The sequence below is a fragment of the Sphingobium subterraneum genome, assembly GCF_014199435.1.
In the GTDB taxonomy this organism is placed as follows: domain Bacteria; phylum Pseudomonadota; class Alphaproteobacteria; order Sphingomonadales; family Sphingomonadaceae; genus Sphingobium; species Sphingobium subterraneum.
The window spans coordinates 128,098-153,715 of record NZ_JACIJP010000006.1; the positions used below are offsets into that span (position 1 = coordinate 128,098).

At 59.2% G+C, this 25,618-nt stretch carries 23 protein-coding genes; 12 read left to right on the forward strand and 11 right to left on the reverse strand.

The window, feature by feature from the left end; all coding sequences use genetic code 11:
* The first annotated feature begins 22 nt into the window (after positions 1-22).
* From FHS92_RS15310 to FHS92_RS15325, 4 genes are read left to right on the forward strand one after another with little or no spacing between them, the layout of a single operon-like run.
* Positions 23-787: an SDR family NAD(P)-dependent oxidoreductase gene (locus FHS92_RS15310; RefSeq protein ID WP_184081619.1), complete on the forward strand. Its 765-nt coding sequence runs from the start codon at positions 23-25 to the stop codon at positions 785-787.
* An 11-nt stretch (positions 788-798) separates the two neighbouring features.
* Positions 799-1,263 carry a nuclear transport factor 2 family protein gene (locus FHS92_RS15315; RefSeq protein ID WP_184081620.1) on the forward strand — a complete coding sequence of 155 codons (465 nt, stop codon included), beginning with the start codon at positions 799-801 and terminating at the stop codon, positions 1,261-1,263.
* Positions 1,263-2,528, forward strand: a complete 1,266-nt coding sequence (locus tag FHS92_RS15320) for a sulfotransferase family protein (RefSeq protein ID WP_184081621.1) — start codon at positions 1,263-1,265, stop codon at positions 2,526-2,528. Before FHS92_RS15315 ends, FHS92_RS15320 begins: the two co-directional genes overlap by 1 nt.
* Entirely contained in the window at positions 2,525-3,751 is a 1,227-nt protein-coding gene (locus FHS92_RS15325; RefSeq protein WP_184081622.1) for a hypothetical protein, read from the forward strand. The genes FHS92_RS15320 and FHS92_RS15325 overlap by 4 nt, the downstream gene beginning before the upstream one ends.
* A gap of 32 nt (positions 3,752-3,783) precedes the next feature.
* Here the strand turns inward: FHS92_RS15325 and FHS92_RS15330 are convergent, their stop codons facing one another.
* The 6 genes from FHS92_RS15330 to FHS92_RS15355 all read right to left on the reverse strand — a co-directional run bounded on the left by FHS92_RS15330 (position 3,784) and on the right by FHS92_RS15355 (position 11,726).
* Complete coding sequence (locus FHS92_RS15330; RefSeq protein ID WP_184081623.1) at positions 3,784-4,836, reverse strand: aldo/keto reductase; 1,053 nt, start codon at positions 4,834-4,836, stop codon at positions 3,784-3,786.
* A 41-nt stretch (positions 4,837-4,877) separates the two neighbouring features.
* Positions 4,878-5,834, reverse strand: a complete 957-nt coding sequence (locus FHS92_RS15335) for an NAD-dependent epimerase/dehydratase family protein (RefSeq protein ID WP_184081624.1) — start codon at positions 5,832-5,834, stop codon at positions 4,878-4,880.
* Positions 5,835-5,877: 43 nt separating this feature from the next.
* Positions 5,878-6,642 (reverse strand): SDR family oxidoreductase, encoded by a 765-nt coding sequence (locus FHS92_RS15340; protein WP_184081625.1) that lies wholly within the window; start codon positions 6,640-6,642, stop codon positions 5,878-5,880.
* A gap of 75 nt (positions 6,643-6,717) precedes the next feature.
* Entirely contained in the window at positions 6,718-7,869 is a 1,152-nt protein-coding gene (locus tag FHS92_RS15345; RefSeq protein ID WP_184081626.1) for a Gfo/Idh/MocA family protein, read from the reverse strand.
* A 229-nt stretch (positions 7,870-8,098) separates the two neighbouring features.
* Positions 8,099-9,475, reverse strand: a complete 1,377-nt coding sequence (locus FHS92_RS15350; protein WP_184081627.1) for a spinster family MFS transporter — start codon at positions 9,473-9,475, stop codon at positions 8,099-8,101.
* 157 nt (positions 9,476-9,632) lie between these two features.
* Positions 9,633-11,726, reverse strand: a complete 2,094-nt coding sequence (locus FHS92_RS15355; protein WP_246352037.1) for a PQQ-dependent dehydrogenase, methanol/ethanol family — start codon at positions 11,724-11,726, stop codon at positions 9,633-9,635.
* A 366-nt stretch (positions 11,727-12,092) separates the two neighbouring features.
* Between FHS92_RS15355 and FHS92_RS15360 the strand changes: the two genes are divergently transcribed.
* The gene (locus tag FHS92_RS15360) at positions 12,093-13,355 is read left to right on the forward strand and encodes a cytochrome P450 (RefSeq protein ID WP_221231107.1); all 1,263 of its coding nucleotides are present in this window, start codon (positions 12,093-12,095) and stop codon (positions 13,353-13,355) included.
* Positions 13,356-13,441: 86 nt separating this feature from the next.
* Here the strand turns inward: FHS92_RS15360 and FHS92_RS15365 are convergent, their stop codons facing one another.
* Positions 13,442-13,732 (reverse strand): hypothetical protein, encoded by a 291-nt coding sequence (locus FHS92_RS15365; protein WP_184081628.1) that lies wholly within the window; start codon positions 13,730-13,732, stop codon positions 13,442-13,444.
* Between the two features lie 235 nt (positions 13,733-13,967).
* On the opposite strand from FHS92_RS15365, the gene FHS92_RS15370 reads away from it, so the two are divergent.
* The 7 genes from FHS92_RS15370 to dmpG all read left to right on the forward strand — a co-directional run bounded on the left by FHS92_RS15370 (position 13,968) and on the right by dmpG (position 21,150).
* A complete protein-coding gene (locus FHS92_RS15370) occupies positions 13,968-15,254 on the forward strand; it encodes a 3-isopropylmalate dehydratase large subunit (protein ID WP_184081629.1) in 1,287 nt (428 codons plus the stop codon).
* Entirely contained in the window at positions 15,251-15,757 is a 507-nt protein-coding gene (locus FHS92_RS15375; RefSeq protein WP_184081630.1) for a 3-isopropylmalate dehydratase small subunit, read from the forward strand. Before FHS92_RS15370 ends, FHS92_RS15375 begins: the two co-directional genes overlap by 4 nt.
* A gap of 26 nt (positions 15,758-15,783) precedes the next feature.
* Positions 15,784-16,704: an isocitrate lyase/PEP mutase family protein gene (locus FHS92_RS15380; RefSeq protein WP_184081631.1), complete on the forward strand. Its 921-nt coding sequence runs from the start codon at positions 15,784-15,786 to the stop codon at positions 16,702-16,704.
* A 418-nt stretch (positions 16,705-17,122) separates the two neighbouring features.
* Positions 17,123-17,977 (forward strand): AraC family transcriptional regulator, encoded by an 855-nt coding sequence (locus FHS92_RS15385; protein ID WP_184081632.1) that lies wholly within the window; start codon positions 17,123-17,125, stop codon positions 17,975-17,977.
* 176 nt (positions 17,978-18,153) lie between these two features.
* On the forward strand, positions 18,154-19,107 hold the full coding sequence (locus FHS92_RS15390) for an NAD-dependent epimerase/dehydratase family protein (protein WP_184081633.1): 954 nt from the start codon (positions 18,154-18,156) through the stop codon (positions 19,105-19,107).
* A 50-nt stretch (positions 19,108-19,157) separates the two neighbouring features.
* On the forward strand, positions 19,158-20,093 hold the full coding sequence (locus FHS92_RS15395; RefSeq protein WP_184081634.1) for an acetaldehyde dehydrogenase (acetylating): 936 nt from the start codon (positions 19,158-19,160) through the stop codon (positions 20,091-20,093).
* Between the two features lie 10 nt (positions 20,094-20,103).
* Entirely contained in the window at positions 20,104-21,150 is a 1,047-nt protein-coding gene (dmpG, locus tag FHS92_RS15400) for a 4-hydroxy-2-oxovalerate aldolase (protein ID WP_184081635.1), read from the forward strand.
* A 7-nt stretch (positions 21,151-21,157) separates the two neighbouring features.
* On the opposite strand, the gene FHS92_RS15405 is transcribed toward dmpG, so the two are convergent.
* Genes FHS92_RS15405 through FHS92_RS15420 form a run of 4 tightly spaced genes read right to left on the reverse strand, consistent with a single transcriptional unit; the run spans position 21,158 to position 25,493 of the window.
* Entirely contained in the window at positions 21,158-21,943 is a 786-nt protein-coding gene (locus FHS92_RS15405) for a fumarylacetoacetate hydrolase family protein (protein ID WP_184081636.1), read from the reverse strand.
* Positions 21,944-21,977: 34 nt separating this feature from the next.
* Entirely contained in the window at positions 21,978-23,618 is a 1,641-nt protein-coding gene (locus FHS92_RS15410) for a bifunctional 3-(3-hydroxy-phenyl)propionate/3-hydroxycinnamic acid hydroxylase (RefSeq protein WP_221231108.1), read from the reverse strand.
* The gene (locus tag FHS92_RS15415; protein ID WP_184081637.1) at positions 23,615-24,490 is read right to left on the reverse strand and encodes an alpha/beta fold hydrolase; all 876 of its coding nucleotides are present in this window, start codon (positions 24,488-24,490) and stop codon (positions 23,615-23,617) included. The genes FHS92_RS15410 and FHS92_RS15415 overlap by 4 nt, the downstream gene beginning before the upstream one ends.
* Positions 24,491-24,536: 46 nt before the next feature.
* A complete protein-coding gene (locus tag FHS92_RS15420) occupies positions 24,537-25,493 on the reverse strand; it encodes a 3-carboxyethylcatechol 2,3-dioxygenase (protein ID WP_184081638.1) in 957 nt (318 codons plus the stop codon).
* Between the last annotated feature and the right edge of the window lie 125 nt (positions 25,494-25,618).

The window sequence follows — 25,618 nt, forward strand, 5'->3', positions numbered from 1 at the left end:
ACAACGTCTGGGAGATGCTTGAATGGGTGCGACATGGTCGAACGTCGCTTTCGATTACTCCGGAGCAACCGTTCTGGTGACGGGCGGCACCAGTGGATTGGGATCCGGGATCGCGAAAGCCTACCACGATGCGGGCGCTGACGTCATCATTACCGGTACTCGCTCTGCCGCGGCGGAATATCCGGACGATCTGTCCGCCTACAGCTATCATCGGCTCGATGTGGAGGATCATGCCAACATCGATGCGCTGGCCACATCTCTGCCCCGCCTCGACATATTGGTGAACAATGCAGGACTGGCCTTTTTCAATCTAGGGCTGGACGAATATGATCCGGATGTTTTTGACCGCGCTCTTCAGGTTCACGTATCGAGCGGCTTCCGTCTCGCCATGCGTTGCAAGGACAAGCTTGCACAAAGCCGCTTGCCAGGGGGCGCATCGATCATCGGAATCGGTTCGGTGACGTCGTTCATGGCGATCGAGTGGGTGCCCGGCTATGGCGCAGGCAAGACCGCGCTCCTCGGCGCAACACGGGCCCTCGCCACGCGCCTGGGACGGGACAACATTCGGGCCAATGTCGCCGCGATCGGCCTGAGCCACAGCCGAACCGCCGCGTCCACGATAGAAAATCCTGAATATTCCGCAGCGACGCTCGCCCGTACTCCGCTCGGTCGGCATGGCCAGCCGATCGATGCAGCCGGAGCGGTGCTCTTTCTCAGCAGTGCGGCGGCAAGCTGGATCACCGGACAGGCCCTCGTCGTCGACGGGGGATACACGATCGTCGGATAAGGAGTTGGACCATGCATGACACCTTCGAAATTCCTGCCCAATTGCAGTTCCTGTTGTCGACCTGCACGGCCGGCGATGTCGATCCCGAGCATATCAAGGCCGTCATGCACAAATATGGCGAATGCATGGGTCGCGGCGATGAAGATGGAATAGCGGCGCTGTTCTCGCCCCAGAGCATGATCTTCGATCCGGTAAACGCCGTCCCTCGGCCTTATTCGGAGCTAAGGTCGTTTTTCCGGGGCGCCTTTGATGCACAGGGCGGCTTCATCGAAATGAAAGTGGAGGGCGAAGTTCGGGTGGCCGGCAATTTCGGCGCCGCTGCCTATATCGCAGTCATGACCATCGACGGCATGCATGTCATCGTCGAGACGCTTGATATCATGAAGTTCGGCTCGGACGGGCTTGTGGAATCGCTTCATGCCTATTGGGGACCCAGCAATATCAAGCCAAGCCCGCGCGCGCCCCAGAGGGCCTGATGAACAGCAATCTAATCCATCTGGACGATCTTGCCCATCCCGAGCTGAACGGTGTCGAACGCCAGTATATGGCGGACGCGCCCGCAGTGGTATTCACGCGGGACAACGTTCTGAACGCTGCACGGCAACAGACCGGGCTTGCCGACTTTGGCGACGAGGATTTCGTCGAACGGCTGGACATATGGCTCGCGGCGGTCGAGGAGGACTCGGGGCTGGGACCGCTGGGACGGGCAACTGCGTTTGACGAAATGGTGCGTTACGCCGCAAACCGGCTGCGCCTCGAGCAGCTGTTGCGGGACCATCCGGAGATTCTGGATGTAAAGATCGACAGGCCGGTGATCGTGGCCGGCCTGCCTCGCTCGGGAACCACACATCTCGTCAACATACTGGCAAGCGACCCGCAGCTTCGATCGATGCAATTGTGGGAAACCATGATGCCCTTTCCGGAGGCGGGGGAAGACACCGCCAGGCCGGAGCTAAGCCCGCGCTTCATGAAAACGCGCGAAATGTGGAAGGTTTTTGGGCATATCCTGCAGCATATGCCGGCTATGCACGAGATGGAGCCGGACCATGTCCATGAAGATATCGAGCTTCAGGGATTGGATTTCACCACCTATCTTATCGAGTGGCGCGCAAGAATGCCGCGGTGGACGGAATATTATTACCGGCACGACCAGACACCCCATTACTTCTACGGCCGAAAAGCCTTGCAGGCGATGACATGGCTGCGCGGTCCAAACCGTTGGGTCATGAAGTCGCCGCCGCACATGGAAAATTTGAAAGCGCTCATCGCAGCGTATCCCGACGCAACCATAGCGCTCACCCATCGGGACCCGGTCGCGGTCATCCAGTCGACCATTACGCTGCTGGCCTACTGGGATCGTATCCGGCGGACAGACATGGACCTTCCAGGACTTGCCGAACTCTGGATAAACCGGATCGAGCATATGCTCAAAGCCTGCGTGCGCGACCGGGATCTCGTCCCCGAACATCAGATAACGGATGTTATTTTTCACGACTATATGGCTGACGAACGCAGAGTGATCGACACCATCTACGCCAAGGCCGGTCTGGTGGCGACGGCCGATTCCCAGTGGCGCATCGACCAGTATATCGACAAGAATCCGCGCGGCAAACACGGACAGGTCGTCTATGACCTCGTCGGGTATTTCGGCGTTGATGTTCGCGCGCTGCGCAACAGGTTCCAGTTTTATTACGACCGCTTCCCGGTGCGCAAGGAGCCCGTGCCAGGAGAGGCGCTATGACCGATCCTGCTGCCCAGAGGCTCATCAGCGGCGAGGCGTGGGACGATTTCTGCGAGAATCTGCGCCGTACAGGGCATGTCATCGACGAGTTCGGGGAGGGTGTCGACGATCTCGACCGCGCGGAATGGTATCGCTGCTTGACCCGCTACGTCCGGGGTGGACTGGAACGCTATCTGGAAGCCGGAGAGCCTGCACGACCGCAACTGCGCGATCTCGCCTGGCGACACACAATCAATTTTGCCTCACCGATGCAGGACCATCTGTTCGCGGAATTTCCGGACGCCTCGGGAACATATCGCATCAGCGGAAATCGCGGATCGGTAGAATATTTCGTCATCGCCAGCTGGAGCTCTCCCCAACCTCCCGATCCGGGAGCACGAAATTGGGCCGAATTGGGAATGGACGGTCTGAAGGAATTCGATCCAGCTTTGCTGAACACCCGCACCACTTTGGAAAGCGGGGACATGACGTTTTCCCCCGCAGGGGATTTCTCGTTCATCGTAAGCCAGCAGCGACCGTCTGATGGCGAGGACTGGCTACCCATAACCCCTGACTGCACCGGCCTGATCGTGCGTTGGGTGCTGGCATCGCGCGACGGGCTTGTATCCCCTTCGATGAAAATCGAACGGCTCGACTGTCGCGATCCCGAACCCGTGAGCGCAGCCCATGTCAGCAACGGACTGGCGAAAGCAGCACAAGCCACGCTTGGTTATGCGACGCTCATCCGAAACTGGTGGACGGATAACCTCGCCAAACGACCGAACACGATCGTGTTCAGTCAGGCTGTGTATCTCAGCAATGGTGGCGTGGCGGACAACAGGTATCATGGCTTTGGAAGTTGGGTCCGGGATCAGGATGAGGCGCTGGTTGTCCGGTTTGTTCCCACCCCTTGTGCATATTGGACGTTCCAGATCTGCAACATCTGGCAGGAAAACCTGGACAATTACCAGGATGGCCAGGGCTATCTCTATAAGCACGGCGCGCGTCTGGAAGAGGACGGATCGGTCCTGATTATCCTGGCCGAAGAAGATCCTGCTGTCGGAGGCAACTGGATTGATCCTTACGGCCATCGGCACGGCGGCTGGAGTTTCCGGCTGGTCAAGGTGGATGGCCCGCCGCCCGCGATCAGCGTCCATCGCGTGCGTCTTTCCAGCTTAAAAAGTCAGGGCCTGTCCGCTCTTTCCACGATCCAATCCATCAATAGTGGCGGAATGACAGATTAGGGCGTGCTGCGTAAAATCCGGCGCTTAGAGGCCTACCCGCGCCATCCCTGAACGTCCACGCCTCCGAAAACGAACCGATTGATGGTCTCGGAAAATATGGGGTAAGGATAGGCAGGTTCCGGAGCGCTCGCTCGATCCAGTGCATCGCGTTGCTCGGCGTCCATGCGGATGTCGAGTGAGGCCAGATTGTCCTCAAGCTGCCGGATACTGCTGACGCCGATAACAACGGACGCGATCAGGGGCTGGGCGGATGCCCAGGCCAATGCGACCTGAGCCATAGGACGGCCCATGTCTTCCGCGACGGAGCGAAGGCTGTCCAGAATAGGCCAGTTGCGATCCGAAAACTTGCTGTCTCCCAGCGGATTGCTTCCGCTCAGTCGGCCCTCGCTGGTCGCCTTGGGATCTTCGCGCCGATACTTGCCCGTCAAAAACCCACCCGCGAGTGGGCTCCAGGGAAGGATGCCAAGGCCGAATTCCGCCGCAACCGGGCAATGCTCCCGTTCAATCGCCCGTTCGGTCAGCGAATACTCCAGTTGAAGGCCGATGGGCGCCGCCATTCCATGAACCGCCGCCAGCGTGGCCATTTTGGCGACATACCAGGCCGGTACGTTCGACAGGCCATAATAGCGGATTTTGCCCTCCTGCACGAGAGCATTCATCGTCTGCAGAACCTCTTCGGCGGGCGTCACCTTGTCCCACACATGCAGCCAGAACAGGTCGATATAGTCTGTCTGCAACCGGCGCAGGGATGTTTCAAGCGACGCGCGAATGTTCTTTGCGCCATTGCCGCTCGCCGTCGGATTGCCCGGCTGCCTGTTAAATCCCGCCTTGGTGGCGAGCACAATGCCGTCCCGGACATGGCTCTCGGTGATAAATTTCCCGAGCATCGCCTCGCTCTGCCCGCCCGCATAGATATCGGCGGTATCGATGAAGTTGCCACCGACCTCAAGGTAGCGCGCGAAGATCTTGCGCGCATCCTCTTCGCCTATTCCCCAGCGCTGCGTTCCGAATGTCATTGTCCCCAAAGACAGCGGACTGACAATCAAGCCCGAACGGCCCAGAGTGCGGTAGTGGGATAGTTCCATTGTGTCTCCCGTACCTTCCTTGCGCCGCGAACCCGAAGGGATCAGCCGTGGCTGCTGATTTTGATGAGGCCGCCCCGCCCCTCTTTCCAGGCCATATAGGCATCGCGATAGGATCCGCTCCGGATATCCTCCACGACATCGACATGTTTGGGGATCCAGCCCAGTTCGGATCGCGTGCGTGGCGCCCGCGAACGGCTGTTCACCGCAAGGCCTACTTCGACCCAGAAATTGCCCCACAAAGCCGAAGCGGCTTCCAGATCGAGGCTTTTGGTGTCGCAGCCGACAACATGAGCGACCGCTTCGGCCAGAGCGCGAAAATTCGCTTCGCCCGCCACCGCATGATACAGCGCACCCGGTACGCCGCGCTCTATGGCCAGCGCAAAAACCTCGGCGAGATCATCGACATGGACATTGGAATAGAGATTAAGTCCCTGCCCCAGGTAGCAGGCCGAGCCGGTCTTGATGGCGGATTCGAAAAGTCTGGGGATCTGAACGCTCCCGCCATTTCCAAAAATGAGCGGCGGACGCACGACCGTCGTATGATAGCCGTCCTTCGCCGCACTGCGCACCATGTCTTCGGTTTTGATGCGAATTTCGCGGTTCGTCCGGGCAAGGAAAGGAAAAGGATCGTCTTCGGTAAATGTATTCTCGTTCCACTCTCCGTTGGGCGCCGCGATCGACAGCACCCCGGTGCCGGATGTAAACAGAAAATGGCGACCGCTTCCCCGATGCGCTTCCAGCAGGGCGGCAACGATTTCCGCCTCGCGCTGAAAAGGGATCATGGCCGAAAACACAATGGTGTCGAACGCCTTTGCGGTCTCGCAAAGCGCAGTCGGATTCTCGAAATCGCCCTGGACGGGTACCACCCCTGCATTTTTCAGTTTGGTCTCGTTTTCGGTGTTCCGTGAAAGACCATGGACGGCGTGGCCACGGGCGTTCAGGACGCGCGCAATGGCCGACCCCAGAAATCCCGTCGCCCCTATGATCAGCACTTTCATATCTTCAAAATCCCCAAGCAGCGCGCCGTTTCAGGCAAATTCCCTAACCTGCGTAGGTCGCGATATTGATTCCGGTTGTGACGAGGCCACCGTCTGCAGGTATCGTAACGCCGGTCAGCCAGCGTGCGTCATCGCTCGCAACGAACGCCACGATGTCAGCAATGTCGCTGGGTTCCCCGACCCGCCGAAGGGCGGTCCATCGGGCAAACAATGCCCGCCAATCGCGTGTGTCCGCCCGTTCGTTTTCCTCAAAAAGGTCGGTGACCGTCGTACCGGGCGCGACCGCGTTAACGGTGATCCCTCGTTCGCCCAGTTCCTGAGCGATGGACCGGGTAAAGGATTCCATGGCACCCTTCGTCGCCGCGTAGACCGATCGGCCATAAGCGGAATGATGCCCTGCGCACGACGAAATGTTGATAATTCTGCCATGGGCGCTCTGGGTCAATCTGGCGAATTCGCAACACGCCAATATCACCGCCCTCTGGTTCAGAGCGAGCTCGAAGTCGACCGTGTCAATGTTATGATCCACGAGGAGACGGTAATTCGATACCGCGGCATTGTTGACGAGAATATCCAGCGCGCCATGAAAGGCGAACGCGTCGTTTACGAGCCGCGCCGGGGCGTCACGCTCCGACAGATCACCGGAGAGCAGATCGGCGACCCCCCCGGAATCGCGAATATGAGCGACGACTTCCTCTCCACGCTGGGTATTGGCACCCGCATGGACAACGACTTTCGCACCATCGGCCGCAAGCCGAACGGCGATAGCCGCACCGATTCCGCGTGACGATCCCGTCACAAGCGCCACTCTGTCTTTTAATCGCAACGCCTATCTCCAATCGATCTCTTCAATACACCATTTCATACCCGCAGCCGGACCCGCTCAATCTCGCTGCGCTGTGAATGTCCTGCGCGCGCCGGCGTCAGCCGAATCCTGAATGGTTTCCAGCAAGCGGTGCCGCATGACCGCATGATCGAAATCCGTGTCACAGGGTTCGTCCTTGGCGAGCGCTTCCGCAAAATGCCGGTACATATGGGCCACGTCGACCGGCTGCCCTGCCGGGGTCGCATCGGGAACAAGGCGATAATGTGCGGGAACGTCCATCCGCTCAAACGGCTGTCCATGACCGGGCGTGCCCAGAAGCGTCAGTTCAAAGGGGACACCGGGATGGCGCGCCGCCGGCAGCAGGTCTTCGCCCGTCGTGATGATGAGCGCCCCTTTCGATCCGCTGATCTCGAGGTGGAACGGCTTGTAGGTCGGCGAATTCTGCTTGAGCAGCGATGAGAAAACCGCGCCGCCGCCCAACCGGCCTTGCACCAGGATATGATCCCTGTGGGTAAGCGGAACGGTCTCACCAGTGGCGAGCGTGATCTCGTTCATTTCCACTTCGCAGTACGACTGAAGGTCCGCCAGCTCGCCCACATAGGCCGCCAAAGTGTCGAGGCTGTGGCCGACCAGAATGCGCAACCCTGCATTGGCCCGCTCGAGGAACTCGTAATATTCGCGTGTGACGCTTTTTTGCGCGGTCTGATCGTTGGCACGGTCGAAATTGACCGACCAGAGCTTGCCGATATAGCCATTCGCGATCAAGTCACGCACATAGCGGACGATCGGTGCATAGCGTGTCTGCAGGCCCACGAGCGTACGCACGCCGCGCTGACGCGCAAAGTCCCGCATGGCGAGGGACTCTTGCATGTTGGTCCCGAACGGCCATTCGCAGAACACATGCTTGCCCGCCTCAATCGCTGGCATCACGAGCGCGTGGTGATGGACGGAGCTGGTGCTGACGCAAATCATGTCGAGATCGGGACGGCGCACCATCTCCAGATAGTCGCCATAGGCATGCGGTATGCCATGGACCTTGGCGGCGGCATCGGCATTTGCCTGATTGCGCGAAGCCACGGCCACAAGTTCATATTCCGGCAGCGACTTCAGTGCCGGAACATGCGCGGCGGATGCCCACGCCCAGGTATCCGCGCTTGCCCCTATTATCCCTATCCTGATTTTACGATCGGACCCGTTTGTCACGCTCATTGCACCTGTATTCCATGATTGCTGTTCGCTGCCATCACACCCTGCCGCGATCATTGGGTTGGTTCAAAGATTGCCGGCGGCAGCGCTGCCCGGTCCATAGGGGTCTATAACAGCCCCGTGGCTTTTACACCCGGTCCGAGTTTGAATAATTGATCAGAGCATCGACATTGTGAGTGCGAAACTCCGCGTCGTACACCGCACCGTTCATATTCTTTAACCGCTAAACCAGCTATTCGAGCGACATTGTGACCACGGCCCGCAAAGATGGGCGGCCCAACAGGAAGGCCAGTATCATCACCGGCAGCGTGATAGCAGCAACCGCCGCGATGGAATAACCCACCATCAGCTCGTTCCCGAAAACATGGTCTGTGATGGCGCCGACCAGAACCGGCCCCAGGCCCGTCCCCATCAAGGCTGAGATGAGGACGAACAACGCCGTCACTTGCCCTCGGGTTGATGGGGGCGCCACCCACTGCCACGTCGACCAGCAACAGGGCGTAACCATTCCGAGCAAACTGAGCGCCATGCACAGCAACACGATCAGGACCGTGGGCGAAGAAACGAAATAGGCTGTTACAAGGCATGGCAGGGCCAGCGCCGTCACGACCGCACCCAGCAGGTAACAGGCGTCTTTCCGGCCCGCGCGAAATAGTCTGTCGAGCAGCATGCCCCCCAGCAATGCACCGGATGCGCCGGAGCACACCACGACCAGTCCGAATATCCAGCCGACATCGCTGGCTTGCCAGCCGAAGACCCGCATCATGTATGCCGGTGTCCAGGCCGCCACCGCATAGTTGGCCAGCGTTGCAGCGCCGAATGCCAGAAAGCCGAAATTCGTCGCGGTCCATCGTCCGCGCATGGAAATCCGCAGCAAGGCAATGACGGATTGGGTCTCAGGCTGCCGGGAAATTTTCCGGTAATCCTTGGGATCATACATGGCAAAGGCCAGGAAAGCCACGAGGATGCCCGGAGCTCCGGCCGCCATGAATGTTGCCTGCCAGGGTGCTATGACACCGAGATAGGGAAGGCTGATGGATCCCATCGCTGTAAACGTCACCACGAGCCATCCACCAATGGCAAGCGCGGCCCCGCTTCCGATATAATATCCGGCCGAGTAGACACCCAAAGGCGCACCGATCTTGTCCCGTGGAAAAAGGTCACTGATCAGCGAGACGGCAGCCGGGCTTAACGTGGCTTCGCCCGCACCTACGAGAGTCCGGAAAAAGAACAGTTGCCAAAAGGAGCGCGCCAGACCGCATGCGGCCGCACTGGCAGACCATATTGCCAGCCCGGCAAAGAGGATGATCCGACGCGGATATCTGTCGACGGCCCACCCGATCGGCAATCCGGCCACCGCATAGCACAAGGCGAACGCCATGCCTTGCAGCAAGCCGAGTTCGGTATCGTTCAAGCCCAGATCGGCCTTGATCGGGTCGACCATCAGCGCAATCAGTTGGCGGTCGAGAAAGGAAAACAGCGAAAAGATCAGGAGGATCGCGATGGAAATCCAGGCGCGTACCGGTTTGTACTCCATCTCCTCCAGAGCGGCAGGCGCACGACCTTCTGGAATCGCGTCAGTAACCGAAGGGATGGATCTATTCGCCATGCTTGCCTAACTTTTTTACCCACGCCCCGCCGGGCACACCAAACCGCAGCCCTTTTCTATGCTAGATGCCCGTCCACTTGAGCACACACGCAAAGATCTCCTCAAACCATGCTTTACTGGCCGATTATAGGCATGTGATGCGTTTGGCCGAAAATGTTCAATGGCTTCCGCTGACGCTCCCCGCCCCGGCTGGGCGAGCTTCCGCTTTCTGCAACCGGTTCGCTTCCTTCAGCAGATAGGCACGGATATTTTCAACGTCCCGCTTGTCCAGATATTTCGCGAAACTCACCATACCCCGGTCGGAGAGCATGCCGTCGATTACCACCGACGACAGCGCTTGCGGCGCCTTGATGTAATCCGAACGTCGCAGATCAGCGGTGAATCGACCCGTCGCGCTGAATCCGTGGCATAGCATGCATGTATCGTTATAGGCAGCAAGGCCCGCTACCGGATCGCCGTCGGAGCGAAGACCCGTAACGTCGACGGGTCGGGCTTCCTGCACCGGGAATGCAGGCGCACGTTCCTTTGCATCCAGAGCAAACACCATGAGCCGACCCGGCCTGCGTTCACGATACGGAACGATTGTCCCGTACATGGCGGCGGGACCGCCCCATCCGACCATCAGCGCAACATATTGCTTGCCGCCCAGCCGATAGGTCATCGGCGGAGCAACGACGCCATTGCCCACATCATAGCGCCAGAGCGGGTCTCCGGTCCGCGCATCGCGTGCGTAGAATTGGCCCGTTGCATCGCCCTGAAAAAGCAGTCCGCCAGCCGTGGCGAGCAATCCTCCGTTGACGACGTAGTCCTGCTTGCGTTTCCAGCGGATCACGCCTGCTTTGGGATCCCACGCAATCAACTCTCCATAGGCGGCGGCCTTCATCGCTTTCACCGCCGCGGCGTCGTCCGGAACGGACAAGGCGCTCATTTCGACGCCCGTGTTCATATGCCCCGCACGAAAACGGTAGCCCGGATCCGAAACATACAGTTGCGGCATCGACTGCGTCGGGATGTAGACAAGCCCGGTTTCGTGGCTGAACGCCATCGGATGCCAGCTATGTCCGCCCAGACCGCCCGGATACTGCAGGAACGGGCTCTTTTCGAAATGCGCCGCCTCGACAACCTGCGGCTTTCCGGTCTTGAGATCCACGCCCGTGGCCCAGTTGACCTTCGTGTAGGGCTTGGCCGAAAGTAATGTGCCGTTGGTACGATCGAGAACATAGAAGAACCCGTTCTTCGGCGCCTGCATCAGGACTTTCCGCGATTTTCCGCCAATGTCCATGTCCGCCAGCATGATGTGCTGCGTGGCCGTATAGTCCCAACTGTCTCCCGGACTGGTCTGATAGTGCCAGACATACTGGCCGGTCTTGGCCTTCAGCGCGACAATGGACGACAGGAACAGATTGTCGCCCTTGCCCTGGGACCGCAACTTGCGATCATGAGGCGTCCCGTTACCCACGCCGATATAGATCATATCGAGGTCCGGATCGTACACGATCGAATCCCAGACGGTTCCCCCGCCGCCACTTTCGCGCCAGACATCGCCAAACCAAGTCGGCTCGGCCAGTTCCCGCAAAGGCTGGTCGGACGGCTGCCCGTCGGCCTTACCTTCCGGATTGGGTACGGTATAGAACCGCCATTTCAACGCCCCGCTGTTCGTATCATAGGCCGCGACATAGCCCCTCACCCCGTACTCGGCGCCGCCGTTGCCGATCAGCACGAGATTGCCCGCCACGATGGGCGCACCCGTGATGGTGTAGGATTTTGTCGTATCGACCGTCGTTTTGCTCCAGATGGGCTTGCCCGTCTTCGCGTCGAGCGCGAGTAGCCGTCCATCAAGCGTCGCAGCAAAAACCCGACCGTTGCTGACGGCTACGCCCCGGGAGATCGCGTCACAGCAGCTTTTGGCCAATGTCGGGGCAGGAACCTTGGGATCATATTCCCACAGTATTTTGCCGCTGGCCGCGTCGAACGCGAATATCTTGTTCCAGGATGTCGATACATAGAGGACGCCGTTCACCATGATCGGCGTGGCCTGCTGACCCCGGTCGGTATCGAACTGATGATACCACGCCAGCCCGAGTTTCTTGACGCTGTCGCGATTGATCTCGTCCAGTCCGGAATAGCGCTGGTTGTAAACATCGCCGCCATAAAGCGGCCAGTCGGACATGGCGCCTTTGTCGGGAGCATTGCCGCTACACCCTGCCAGAAGCAGAAACCCGACGACGGACATAATTGCAAGTCTGTTCAAACCAGCCTCTCCCCATACCCGACGTCGCAAGACGTCATCGTCGCAATATTTCGTTATGGTCTTTTGCGTGGAACGATCAGTAATTGCTGGCCGGGAGGGCGCAATCTGCCCGATCTGATTTGCTAAGCGACGGTCACAATGAGAAAGAGTTTCTGCCCGTTTCGTGTTCCGACACACGGACGCCTTACAGCGACCTTTCCGCGCATGTGCAGAGAACAGGATTTTGCCGCAGTGCGCAGCCTGCACAATGGGTGCCTGCTGCCACACAAGACAAAATTTGGTCGGAATCCTTAACTCATGGCTTTGGGCTTTTTGGTCCGGTCCGCTTACATTCGACGAACATAACAGTTTTGTTCGGAGAGTATCGTGACCCTGAAGGAAATTGCCTCCAAGCCAGAAGCCGGGCCGATCACTTTTACGGATCCAGAAACGCGGCGCTGCCCCTTTCCGGCCTATCATCGGCTCCGCGAAGAAGCCCCGGTGTACAAGGACCCTGTCAGCGGAAATTACGTGCTGACACGCTATCGGGATGTCCGCCAGGCGGCGATGAATACCAAAACATTGTCGTGCAAGACCGGCGTGATCCAGACCCGCAAATCGAGTATCAGCGAGCTGGTCGACAAGATGTTCGAAGAACAGGGCTATCTGCCGATGGACACGCTGGTCACCAATGACCCGCCGTCTCACCGGACCTATCGCGCGCTGGTCGACAAGGCCTTCAGCCGGGACAAGGTGCTCGGCCTTGAGCCCCAGATCGCAAAGGCCGTCGAGGATCTGATCGATGGCTTTATCGACAAGGACGAAATCGACTTTTTCGATGCGTTCGCCATGCGTCTTCCGCTCACCATATTTACCGAAATACTGGGGGTGACGGACCGCGACATCGACAAATTCAAGCGCTGGAATGACCAATCCCTCGAAACCTCCAATCCGGCTCTTTCGCCCGAACGAGAGCTGGAGCTGGTACCCGCGGTGATCGCTCTTCAGCAGTATCTGGCGAAAAATGTCGAGCGCGTTCGCGCCGAACCTGACGACAGCCTCCTTAGTACGCTGGTCCATGCCGAAATCGACGGACGTTCGCTCGACATGCGCGAGTTGATCAGCATTTTGTGGCTGTTATTTCTGGGCGGGGGCGAGACGACCGCAAATGCGCTCGCTGGAGGAATGAAAATCCTGATCGAGAACCCTCATCTGGCGGATGAAATCCGTGATGATGACGGAAAGCTCGATGCCTTTGTTGAGGAAGTGCTGCGGACGCAAACCCCGGCTACGGTCATGTTTCGCCGCGCCACGACCGATATGGAAATTGGCGGGGTGCCCATTCCCGAAGGATCGATTGTCGAAACGCGCTTCGGAGCGGCGAACCTGGATCCGGACGTTTTTCCCGACCCCGAGGCGATCGATCTCGACCGTCCGAACTCCCGTACCCATCTGACGTTCGGCGCGGGCATCCACATGTGCATAGGCAACCAGCTAGCGCGCGGCGAACTGCGCGCCGCTTTCAGGCAGATTGTCACCCGCATGGAAAATTTCCGTGCGACGCGGGGCGAGGATAGCTACGCCTATACCACGACATATGTCGCTTATGGGCTGACCCAGTTGTGGATGGCCTTCGACCGACGCGGATAGTCACTGGGCCGGGTGCCCGAGGTGCGCCAGCCCCATAACGCGCCAGACAGGGCACCCCCTATCTGGCACCGGCGCGATCCGAAGGATCAGGGTATTGTCAGAACTTCCACCTTGCGGATTTCATAGTCGGTCACGTAATTTCCGACGGTTTCCAGTTCGACGCGCTCAGGGTCCTTGTAATAGGCTGCCGCCGCCGCATCGAAATCTCCGTCATGCTGGACGGCCCATGTGAAAATATTGTTTTCACGGTCGGCAAAGGTAAACAGCACTTTGAAGCCGTGCCGTTCTCGCACCACCGCAATCCGACGGAGTATCACAAGGAACTCGTCCCAGGTCCCGGGCTTGATATGATAGCGTTTCAGTTCGGTGGTTGCCATCTCGTGCTCCTGTCTGGTTGCACACGCGCCGCAAACGCTATGCCAATTGAGAACTCCGTACCTATGGCGTAATGTAAGGGCACCCAATTCAATCCAATGCCTGCCAGTCAGGTTAAAGAAATGATGCGCGAATATGTAAAGCCGTCCAGCCCCCTTTTTGCGCGCGCTACGCTAAACATGCGATGATAGGCTGACTGCCCAGGGCAGTTCAGACACCGTACCAAAGGATGTCATTATGGGATCGACAATGGCGGCAAAAATACTGGCGCGCGCATCCGGCGCCTCCAGTGTTGCGACGGGCGATGCAGTGGTCGCCGCAATCAGCTTCATCACCTGCCTCGACGGCCAGACTTTCATCGACAATTTTCGCGAAAAGAACCTGAAGGTCTGGGATCCCGAGCGGATGATATTCTGCTTCGATCATATGTTCCAACCCGACTGGATGCCCGTGCGGGCGGCCACCGAGCATCCAAAAATCAAGAGTTTCGCAAAGGAACAGGGGATTCCGGACGAAAACATCTACGATCTTGGCCGAAACGGCATTTCGCACCAGATCCCTGTCGAGCACGGCTGGGCGTTGCCCGGCACCGTATGCGTCGGCGCGGACACGCAAAGCTCGACCATGGGCGCCACGAATTGCTTTGCTCTGCCCGCACTGTTTGGCGTCGATCCGATCATCGTCAGCGGGAAATTGTGGATGATCGTCCCCGAATGCGTGCGCATCACGCTGACCGGGGCCTTTCCCGAAGGCGTGAACGGCAAGGATTTTGTGTACCGCCTTATTGCCGATCTAGGCGAGGATGTGCAGGGCAGAGTTATTGAATTCGACGGACCGGGCGTTGCCAACCTGTCCATGGATATGCGCCTGGCCATTGCAAACGGCTCGGTCCAGATCGGCGCGCTGACCATCATCTTTCCCTCCGACGCCACATTGCTCGATTATATCGGACCCCGGGCGCGCGAAGAATTTGAGCCCGTGCAGGCCGACAGCGACGCCGATTATGTCGCGCATTACGACTATGACCTGAGCCGGATAGAGCCTCTTGTTGCCGGACCGCACAATATCGAGCTCGTGCGGCCGTTGAACCAGGTGACGGGCCTTCCGGTTACTGCCGCCAATATCGGGTCGTGCTCCAGCGGTCGGCTGTCCGATCTGGCGCTGGCCGCAAGCATCTTGCGCGGGAGGCACGTTCACCCCTCCGTCCGTCTGGTGGTTACGCCCATATCCGCGGAAACCTACCGGGAGGCGAACCGCGCAGGGATTATACAGGACCTGCTCGACGCCGGTGCGACCGTGACCCAGCCGGGATGCGGGGCGTGCTACAGCGGCAATCTTTCGCCCCTGAAGCTTGGCGACGGCGAAAGGTGCATTTCGACTTCCGTCGAGACATTACGCGGCCGCATGGGCAGCAACGAATCCGAAGTGATCCTGGCCAATGCCGCAGTAGTCGCAGCGTCCGCCATCGCCGGGGAAATTGCGGACCCGGCCCGCTATAGGGCTAAGGAAAAGGTGTCAGCATGAAGTTGCAAGGCAAAAGCTGGAAATTCGGAAATGGCTTGGGCGCGACCGACCTCGTTTCATCCGACTATGATAAACTGGGCATGACCCACGATTGGGACGGATGCGCCCAACATCTGCTGGAGAAGGTCGATCCCGGATTTCTCGGAAAAATGCGTCGGGGCGACATCTTGATCGCCGGGACGCGCCTGGGCGCCGGGCACGCCCATTATTACATGACCGCGATCATGGGATGCAAACATGCCGGGATCAGCGGTATCCTGTGCGAAAGCGTCAACACGCTGTTTCAGCGCGCCGCCATCGATGCGGGCTATCCTGTCTGGCCGCTTCCCGGCATTTCGGATTTCGTCCGGGACGGCGACGAGCTTGAGATAGACCTCGCCACCGGGATGGCAACGAACAAGACGACTGGCGAAATCAAACAGTTCACCCCCATACCAGAACTGATCCGGGATATCCTGAACGCTGGCAATTCGCTCAACTGGGCGCTGACACTGGCGGTATAAGCAACGAGAGAAAAGGTCTTCAATCCATGCAAATGACTGCCAAGCTGCGCGCGGAGTTGGCGCAGGGAATGGTTGTCGGGGCCGGATGCTTCGACGCGCTGTCGGCGCGGCTCGCGCAGCTCGCGGGCTTTCGCGCGATCCACATGACCGGGCTTGGCGTCGAGGCATCCCAACTCGGCGCGCCGGATCTTGGGCTATTGTCCATGACCGAGGTCTGTACGCATGCCGCACGAATGGCGGAGGCGGTCGATATTCCGATCCTTGCCGACATCGACACAGGCTTTGGCGGTGTGCTGAATGTCGGGCGTACCATTCGCGAGATGGAAAGGGCGGGAATCGCGGGCGTGCATATCGAGGATCAGGCGCTGCCCAAACATTGCCCTTTGCTCGCGGGTCGCACGGTGGTCAGCCGGGAAGACGCCGTTGACCGACTGAAAGCGGCGCTCGACGCGCGAACGGACCCCAATTTCGTCATTGTTGCCCGGACGGACGCCGACACCATCTCGTTCGATGAAGTGGTCGAACGGGCGAACCTCTTTCTCGCGGAAGGGGCGGACATGGTCATGCCGATGATTATGCATGTCGACGGAAAATCCTATTTCAGCCTGCCGCCCGATGAACAGCTTGCATGGTCGCGCAAGTTGATTGGCGCGATCGACGGTCCTGTCATGAACATGGGCGGGAGCCCCCCACCCGGCTACACCACTGATGACCTTGCCGAGGTCGGCTATGCGTTCACCATGTACGCAGCGAGTGCGCTGAGCGCGGCCGCCAACGCGATGGCGGACCTCTTCAAATCCATTCGCGAAACTGGGAGCGACGTGTCCTATTTCGCAACACAGGCTGGACCTTATACCAACCCGCTCGAACTTATGCGCGCCGCGCGCCTGGATCATTTTGTGGCGCTCGAGACCAAATACACGGCCGGTCTGAAGAGCACGACATAGCGGGACGGCGGAGGGCCATTCGCTAACAAAGCGCCGGATCGCGCTGTTTTGCGCAGTGGATTTCCGAGCCAGAGCCGATCGCCCCCGCAGCGGCGTTGTCCGGATTGAGAAGCCAATATCCTGCCTCATATTACTGTTATGATCGTGCCGCCGGGCGGATCTTAGCCCCCTTCTTACCGCATCTGGTTTGAGTTAACGAACCTCAGCCTGTTCGCTATGCGAACGTGCGTCTTTCCTGTGTTTCGGGCGCACATTGGTTAAGTTATGATCGTATGATCAAACTAGCTGAGCGAGAGCATTGAGGGCAACAGTCCAGTGCAGAGATACTCACCGCACCCGACGTTCCAGTTTGCGGATATGAAGGCGTACCGGAAATCAAAATAACCGGGTTGGCGTCGTGTCGAATAGAGGAGAGGACATGCGAGCGAGAGAGAATATTGTCGCACAGATGGCAGTTCCGGGCGTTACGGTACAACTGATGGACTATCGATGGAGCGCGGGGGAACAGATTACGTATAGTGAACGTGATTTCGTCGTGCTTTACCGGCCCTATAACACCCAAGTCACCGTTGCCGCACGAACCGATGCACGGCTTCTCGATTTTGGGCAGCTCATGTTTTTCCCTGCCGACCTGAGTATCAAGACAGCCGCGGCGAACGTCAACGAACTGGTGCGAAGCATTCGGTGTCGGTTCGACCCGGAGTGGTTCGGAAAAGTCTGGAACACACTCTTCGAGCGGTGGGATGACGAGAAACTCGAAAAATGTTTCGACATGCGAAACGTCCGGATCGAGCAGGCCGTCCGCCGACTTGGGGTTGAAATCACCAATCCGGGATTTGCAAGCCCGCTGATGATCGAGTCGATTTCCAATGTGATCGCCATTGAAATTGCCCGATATTTCCGGGACTCGGACAATGACATGCGCGTCAGGACGCGAGCGGGCAAACTGAGCGAAGCGGACATTTCACGAATATGTGAATATGTGAGCGGCGTTGAGAACAAATGTCCCAATGTTCAGGAAATCGCGGAGCATTGCGATATCAGCCCGGCGCATTTGCGCAGGTCGTTCAAGAATACGACCGGTCAGACGGTGTATAAATATGTCGAGGATATCCGGCTGAAGAAAGCGCAGCATCTGTTGGCCGACTCGGACTTGGCGCTTAAGGAAATTTCGTTCCGCCTGGGATTTGCCAACTCCAGCACCTTTTCGTCCACCTTCAAGAGGATCTCGGGAGAAAGCCCAAGCGAGTATCGCTACCGCCATCGCCATTGATCGAAACCAGCAACGAAGACGGCGCGGGGCGGGACAACGACGCTGGACGTTGGTCCGAGATCGCCACGCTTTTGGGCAGTCTGGTGAAAAAGTGTTCGGATCAGACAACTCAGCGCTTTTGAGTCGGTGGCGGCAATACGCGTATAGCCGGTGAGAAGGTCCAGCCGGAGAATTTTATGAATTTGCATGCGTTGGTGATTGGCGCCACAGGCTATGTCGGTTCGCACGTCGCGGCGGCCTTGCGTGCGCGGGGTCATCAGGTCACGGGGTTTGCCCGTAACGAGAAAAACGTGAACACTCTCAAGGCGGCAGGCCTGGGAGCGGTACAAGGCTCGCTTGACGATCTCGACGGCTTGCGTACCCTCGTCGGGAACTACGACATCGTCGTAATGGCGGGGATGGTGCCCTTCGATGTCGAGATCGATTTGATGACGGCGATGGTCAATGGCTGCCAGTCCGGAAAGACCCGCTATTTACTGTTTACATCGGGGACCGGCGTACTGTCGATCGAGGCCAAGGAAGGTCAGTGGAGCCAGTACACCTTCGCGGAGGACGATCCGTTTCCGTTTCCGGCACGGGAAAACCGCGCCTTGCGCATCCGCACCGAAACCCTGGTTCGCGAAGCCAGCAATGACACCCTTTCCACCTTCGTCATCCGCCCGCCGCTGATCTGGGGCAATGCGGGCAGCATCCAGGTGCCGCAGATCTTCGAGTCCGCGCGGCAGACGGGTAACGCCTGCTATCTGGGCGCGGGGCTCAACCTCTATTCGAACGTTCACGTCGAGGATTTGGCCGAAGCCTTCTGCCTCGCAATTGAAAAGGGCACGCCCGGCGCGCTCTATCACACCGTCAGCGGAGAAGCCGATTTTCGCGAAATCGCCGAAGCGGTGGCCCATGTCACGGGATGTGGCACAAAGAGCCTCGACTATGAGGGCGCCGTTGCGCTTTGGGGCAACATCTGGGTCGATCTTGCATTGGCGGTGAACAGCCGCTCGATCGCGAAGCGCGCCGTTGAAGACCTTGGTTGGTCGCCACGGCATCGGGACCTGATCGACGATATTCGCAACGGGTCCTATCTGGAAAGCTATAAAGCGGGACGGGGCGCCTTCAGCTGGCGGAGCCACGGGTAGGACGCTCCGCGCGATTATTGGCCAAAGGCATCATCTCTCAAGGAAACGTCATGAAAACAGTAAAGGCCGTTATTATCGGCTCCGGCAACATCGGCACGGACCTGATGATGAAAATGATCAAATATCCCCAGAATATGGAGTTGGTCGCGGTCGTCGGCATCGATCCCGCATCCGAAGGCCTGGCAATGGCACGCGAACGGGGGATTGCGACAACCCATGAGGGGATCGAGGGCCTCAAGAAGCTGCCGTGCTACCCCGAAATCGGCATCGCGTTCGACGCAACGAGCGCTTATGCCCACAAGGCGCATGACGAGGCCCTGCGCGCTGACGGCATTCAGGTGGTGGACCTGACGCCGGCCGCCATCGGTCCTTTTACCGTGCCCCCGGTCAACATGCGCGCAAACCTGGATGCGCCCAATGTCAACATGGTCACCTGTGGCGGCCAGGCTACGATACCGATGGTCGCAGCGGTCAGCCGGGTTGCGACGGTGCACTATGCAGAGATCGTTGCATCGGTTTCGTCACGCTCGGCCGGACCGGGCACGCGCGCGAATATCGACGAGTTCACTCGCACCACGGCCAACGCGATCGAGAAAGTCGGCGGCGCTGCCAAAGGCAAGGCGATCATCATCCTCAACCCCGCGGAACCGCCCATGATCATGCGCGATACGGTTTTCACCCTGTCCGAAGGGGCTGACGAGGACGCCATCCGTCAATCGGTCGAAGAAATGGTCGCCGAGGTCCAGAAATATGTGCCGGGATACCGTCTCAAGCAGAAAGTGCAGTTTGAACGGTTCGGCGATAACAACAAGCTGAAGATTCCCGGTCGGGGCGAATTTACCGGCATCAAGACGTCCATCTTTCTGGAGGTCGAAGGCGCTGGCGACTATCTGCCCAGCTATTCGGGCAATCTCGACATCATGACCGCCGCAGCGAAGGCGACCGGCGAACTGCTCGCCGAACGGCGCATGGCTGCTGCTGCCTGAAGGAAATATAATGCCAAAACTCAATGTAGAAGCGGGTGACAAACTTTACATCCAAGACGTCACGCTCCGTGATGGCATGCACGCCATCCGCCATATGTACGGCCTCGACCATGTGCGCTCTATTGCCGCGGCGCTGGACAAGGCGGGCGTCGACGCGATCGAGGTCGCGCATGGCGACGGCCTCAGTGGCATGAGTTTCAATTATGGCTTCGGCGCGCATACCGACTGGGAATGGCTAGAAGCGGTAGCGGACGTCCTCGAAAAGGCGGTGCTGACCACGTTGATCCTGCCCGGTGTTGGCACTGTGGACGAATTGCGCCGTGCCTATGACATTGGCGTGCGCTCGGTACGCGTCGCCACCCATTGCACCGAGGCGGACGTATCAAAGCAGCACATCGGTATAGCTCGCGATCTGGGCATGGATGTGTCGGGCTTCCTGATGATGAGCCACATGATCGACGGCGAAGCGCTCGCCCAGCAGGCGCTGCTCATGGAAAGCTATGGTGTTCAGTGTGTCTATGTCACCGACAGCGGTGGCGCGCTCGACATGGACGGCGTGCGGGAACGCCTGCAAGCCTATGACCGGGTGTTAAAGCCCGAAACACAGCGCGGCATTCACGCGCATCACAATCTGTCCCTGGGTACCGCAAACTCCATCGTCGCAGCTCAGGAAGGCGCCTATCGCATTGACGCGAGCCTTGCCGGCATGGGTGCGGGCGCCGGCAATGCGCCGCTGGAGGTGTTTATCGCAGCCGCGGACCGCAAGGGCTGGAACCATGGATGCAATGTGATGGCGCTAATGGACGCGGCCGAAGATCTCGTCCGTCCGCTTCAGGATCGCCCGGTCCGCGTCGATCGCGAGACCCTCGCGCTGGGTTATGCAGGGGTCTATTCAAGCTTCCTGCGCCACGCCGAAAAGGCCAGCAAGGATTATGGGATCGACACGCGCGAGATCCTCGTCGAACTGGGCCGTCGCAAGATGGTGGGCGGACAGGAAGACATGATCGTCGATGTGGCGCTCGACATGGTCCGCGAAAAGGAAAAAGCGGCGTCGTAACGCCGCTTTAGCGGAAACCGATCTTCGCTTTTCCCAGTCCATCGATTGCCATCTCGAACTCGTCGCCGGGTGCGGCGGGTTCGAGCGGCACCAGTGAACCCGACAGGATGATGTCGCCAGCCTTGAGCGCCACGTCATAGGCCCCCAAAGTGTTCGCCAGCCACGCTACAGCGGTGAGCGGCGACCCCTGAACGGCGGAACCATAGCCTTCCGAGAGGGCCACGCCGTTTTTCCATACCTGACAGTGCAGACCGGGGAGGTCCAGATCGCGCGGATCGACCCGCTCCTCGCCGAGCACGAATATGCCGCAGGATGCATTATCAGCGATCGTATCGATGATCTTGATATCCCAACCCGCAATCCGGCTGTCCACGATTTCGAAGCATGCGCACACGCTCTCGGTCGCTGCCAGCACATCGTCCTCGGTCACGCCCGGCCCGATGAGGTCGGACCGCAGAATGAACGCGATTTCCGCTTCCGCTCGCGGCGCGATAAGATTGCCCTCGATGGGATAGGCGGAGCCGGACGGCACCTGCATGGGATGGGTCAGGAAACCGAAGTCGGGGCGATCCACGCCCAGCATGTCCTGTACCGCCTTCGATGTGACGCCGATTTTCTTGCCAACGACCCGTTCGCCCTCATTTTCCCGTCTCGCCAATATACCAAGGGAAATCCGGTAGGCATCGTCGATCGTCAGCTCTTCCCGGTGGCGAAGCGGTGGCACAGTACGATTGGCGCGCAAGGCCTCGAACAACTCATCGGAATAGTTTTGAACGCGCGCTTCCTGGCTCATCAAACATCTCCGCAATAATTATTGGCACTGAAGATCAGACCGGAATGGGAGCGCCCCCGATCAAGCCCTTCAGTTCGCGACACGCATTGTCGAGGGATTGGGGCGGTACGATAGCCGCAACGACACGGTCGGGACGCAGCACCACGATCGAACCATCGGGTTCCTGCTGCGCAAACCATTCGTGAAGATCGCCGCCGACATCGCCGAGAAGCTCCGTTCCCGGCAACACCTCGCCTCTGAACCCGTCCATTTGAGTTGGTGGAATAATCGCGATCATCGCCGCCCCGATGGACTTCCAATATTGCCGCATATCTTCGGACATGTGAACCTGCGGGTCCGTCGCCCAGGAGATCACCGCGAAGCGCAAGCCCACCGCGTCGTCAAGCATCCGCGTGACACGGTTGCCATCGATGACACGAGGCTGCGGGAACAGCCGCCCCGTCGCACGACCGCGCGGCCGCTCCGGACGTTCGGGCAGAATGATGCCACGCGTGAACCGGGGCATCGGCTTGAAACGCATTTGCACAAAATACCGCTTCACGGGCGGGATCGCATTCAGCGCCAGCGCTACCCGGTCCCGCAACCAGGCGAGGATCTTGTTGGTCGGCGCAAAGATCTTTCCCGCCGTAACCGAGAGATCGATCATGGCCTTGGCGTGATCCCGTCGTTCCGCTTCATAGCTGCCGATAATGTCGGCAGAGGCCTCGCCCCGGACGACCATCGCGATTTTCCACGCGAGATTGGTGGCATCACGGATACCCGAATTATATCCCTGTCCCTGCCAGACCGGCATAAGATGGGCGGCATCGCCAGCGAGTACCGCCCTGCCCTTGTGAAAATGGGCGGCCAGCCGGGCGTTGTGCGTATAAACGCGGCTGCGCATGACCTTCGCTTTCTCCGGATGCGGAAGGACGCGTGAGAGCAGACTCTGGACGCCTTCGTCGGTCGTCAGTTCTTCTTCGGTTTCGTCGCCGAAAACCATGAACTCCAGTCGGCGCATGCCGTGCGGCAGAGCGATGGAAACATATGGCCGGGACGGCACGCAATGGAGATAGGAATCCGGCAACCCGATCGGATCATCCAGCAGATCGATGACCACCCAGCGCGTGGAATCGGTGACGCCGTCGAAGGCAATGTCCAGCGTCTTTCGCACCAGACTCCGTCCGCCGTCGCACCCGATCAGCCATTTTGCTGCGATCGTCCGCTCACCCTCGTTCGACCGCGTCTTCAGTGTGACCGTCTCGGCGTCCTGCTCGAACGAGACCAGTTCGGTGTTGAATTGCACCTGCACATGATCAAAGCGGGAAAGGCCTTCGTACAGCACTTCATCGACCATCGGCTGAATGAAGGAGTTGCGGCGGGGCCAGCCAAATTCCCTGGTTTTCGGATCGATCAGCGCGAACGTCTTGCCCGTCATGGTGAGAAAACGCATCTTCTGATCGGGCGTCGTATGGGCGGCAACCTGCTCACCAAGCCCGATAGCCTGAAAGCTGCGCAGGCATTCGTCATCCATCCCGACGCCACGGGGATAATCGATCAGCCTGTCACGCTGCTCTATCACCAAAGCGCTGACGCCCATCTTGCCGAGATAATTGGCAATGGTCAGCCCCACCGGCCCCGCACCGACGATGACGACATCCGTCGTCCCGCGCCCCATGTCCGTAGCCGCGCTCATGGCTCCCCACGCCCCAACAAGAAGTCGAGATGAATCTGATTGAACTTTTCGGGGTCCTCGAATTGTGGCCAGTGTCCACAACCGTTCATGACCTCGTAGTGCGCGCCGGGGATCAAACTCGCGATCCGCGCGCCCTCTTCCGGTGTCGCGGTCGGATCATGAGAGGTCCACAGCACCAGCGCTGGCGCAGCGATCCTTCCGGTCTCTTCGTCGGAGAACATGTTGCGTCGCCGCGTTTCCATGTCCTGAAGGCAAAGAACTCTGCGCATCACGTCCGGAAACCCCGGCTGCGCATAGATCGCACGCCGTGTTTCGACGAGATCGTCGTTCACCTTGGAATGATCGTGCATCAGGAATTCCAGCCGAGACCGGATACGATCGGGATTGGGATCGTTGGCGGCTTCCATCGACAGACGCTGGATCCGCTCCATCACTTCGGGATGCGCGGTCCAGCCGCCCGCCGTGTTGAGCACGAGCCGGTCGATTTTCTCGGGATGGTGGATCGCGATCCATCCTGCGACCCAGCCTCCCAGCGATTCACCGGAAATGTGGGCCTTGTCCCGACCCAGTGCCTTCATGACGGCCAGCACATGCGCCCCATAATCGGCCACTTCATATGCGCTGTCGGGCTTGTCCGTCCAACCATGCCCGATCAGGTCGATGGACACAGTCCAGAAATGCTCGCCGTGCGCCGCAAAATTCCGGCTATAGGCCTCCGCATGGCCGCCCGTGCCATGAATCAGCAAGAGAAGTGGCTTGTCGGGAGAGCCGGATGAAATATAGCGGGTCGTAATGCCATCGGCGTCCAGAAAGCCTTGACTGAACGGCACGCGGGTCAAATCCGACCAGATGGATCTATAATATTCCGACATTTTCTCTCTTTCAATGACTCGCAAACAGGGTGGGATCTTCGATCCCTCAAATATCCGTCAGCGATTGGTCCTCATTCGCTGTGGCCAGCAGCATCCCCATTCCGGTGATCCAGGATTGAACGGGCTCGTAATAGATCTGCGTGGCAGAATAGTTCTCGCCCAGCGTGGAGAGCGCCGCGATCCACGCCCGCGCCTCGCCACCTCCCCTGCCGCCTGCCTCACGAATGCTGTCGTCCGACGTACCATCCAATACCGTAAGGTCGCCAGCAACAAAGGCATCCAACAGCGTTTGATCCCATTCCGGATTGATGGCCCGGAGGCGTGACTTGCCAGCTTCCATCGCCTGCCCCTCGAGCTGGGCCTTGCTCTGCCGCGCGAAGCGCTGCCCATGGGGGAGAGGCGTTCCCTTTACCAGCCGCTCGCGCACCTGCGGCGCCGCACCGGCAAGCGACGGCATCGGAGGATCGTGAGACAGCCCGCCCGAGCCGATGATCAATATGCGCTCAGGCGCCTGTCGCGCCCAATCGCCAACCGCCTGGCCCAGGGCACGCACGCGTTGAAACGTCGGCAATGGCGGCGCGGCGCAGTTGACGAAAATCGGGATCATCCGGAACAGCGGGAAGGTTGTGGACAGCCACTCCAGCGGCTGGATCGCCCCGTGATCGACCTGCATATCGTGGGACAGCGCCGTATCCACACCGGACAGGAGCACCGACCGGGCAAGATCGGTGGCCCGATCCTCCGGAATATCCAGCTTGCCCGATGCTGTGCCGTAATCCCCGACCGAGGTGCCCTCTATACCGACACAAAAGGGCGGGAGCATCTGGTAGAAGAACCCGTTAAGATGGTCGGGATAAAAAACGATCGTCAGATCCGGCTCGGCGCCGGACACGAAATCCGCCATCTGTTCCAGCGCTTGGTTGAAACGACGGCCTGTGTCAGGTGGAGGGGCGTTGCTGTCCTTCAGCGGGCTGTGCGACAGACATACGGCTCCAACAATCACGGCATATCTCCCGAAGTCCCACCGCCATCATATTTCGATGGTCGGGATTGCGGGCGAGGATTGATAATCGCTTGATCTTTGGCAACATCAATTGCATGGCTGTTCGCCTAACGAACGGGCGAATC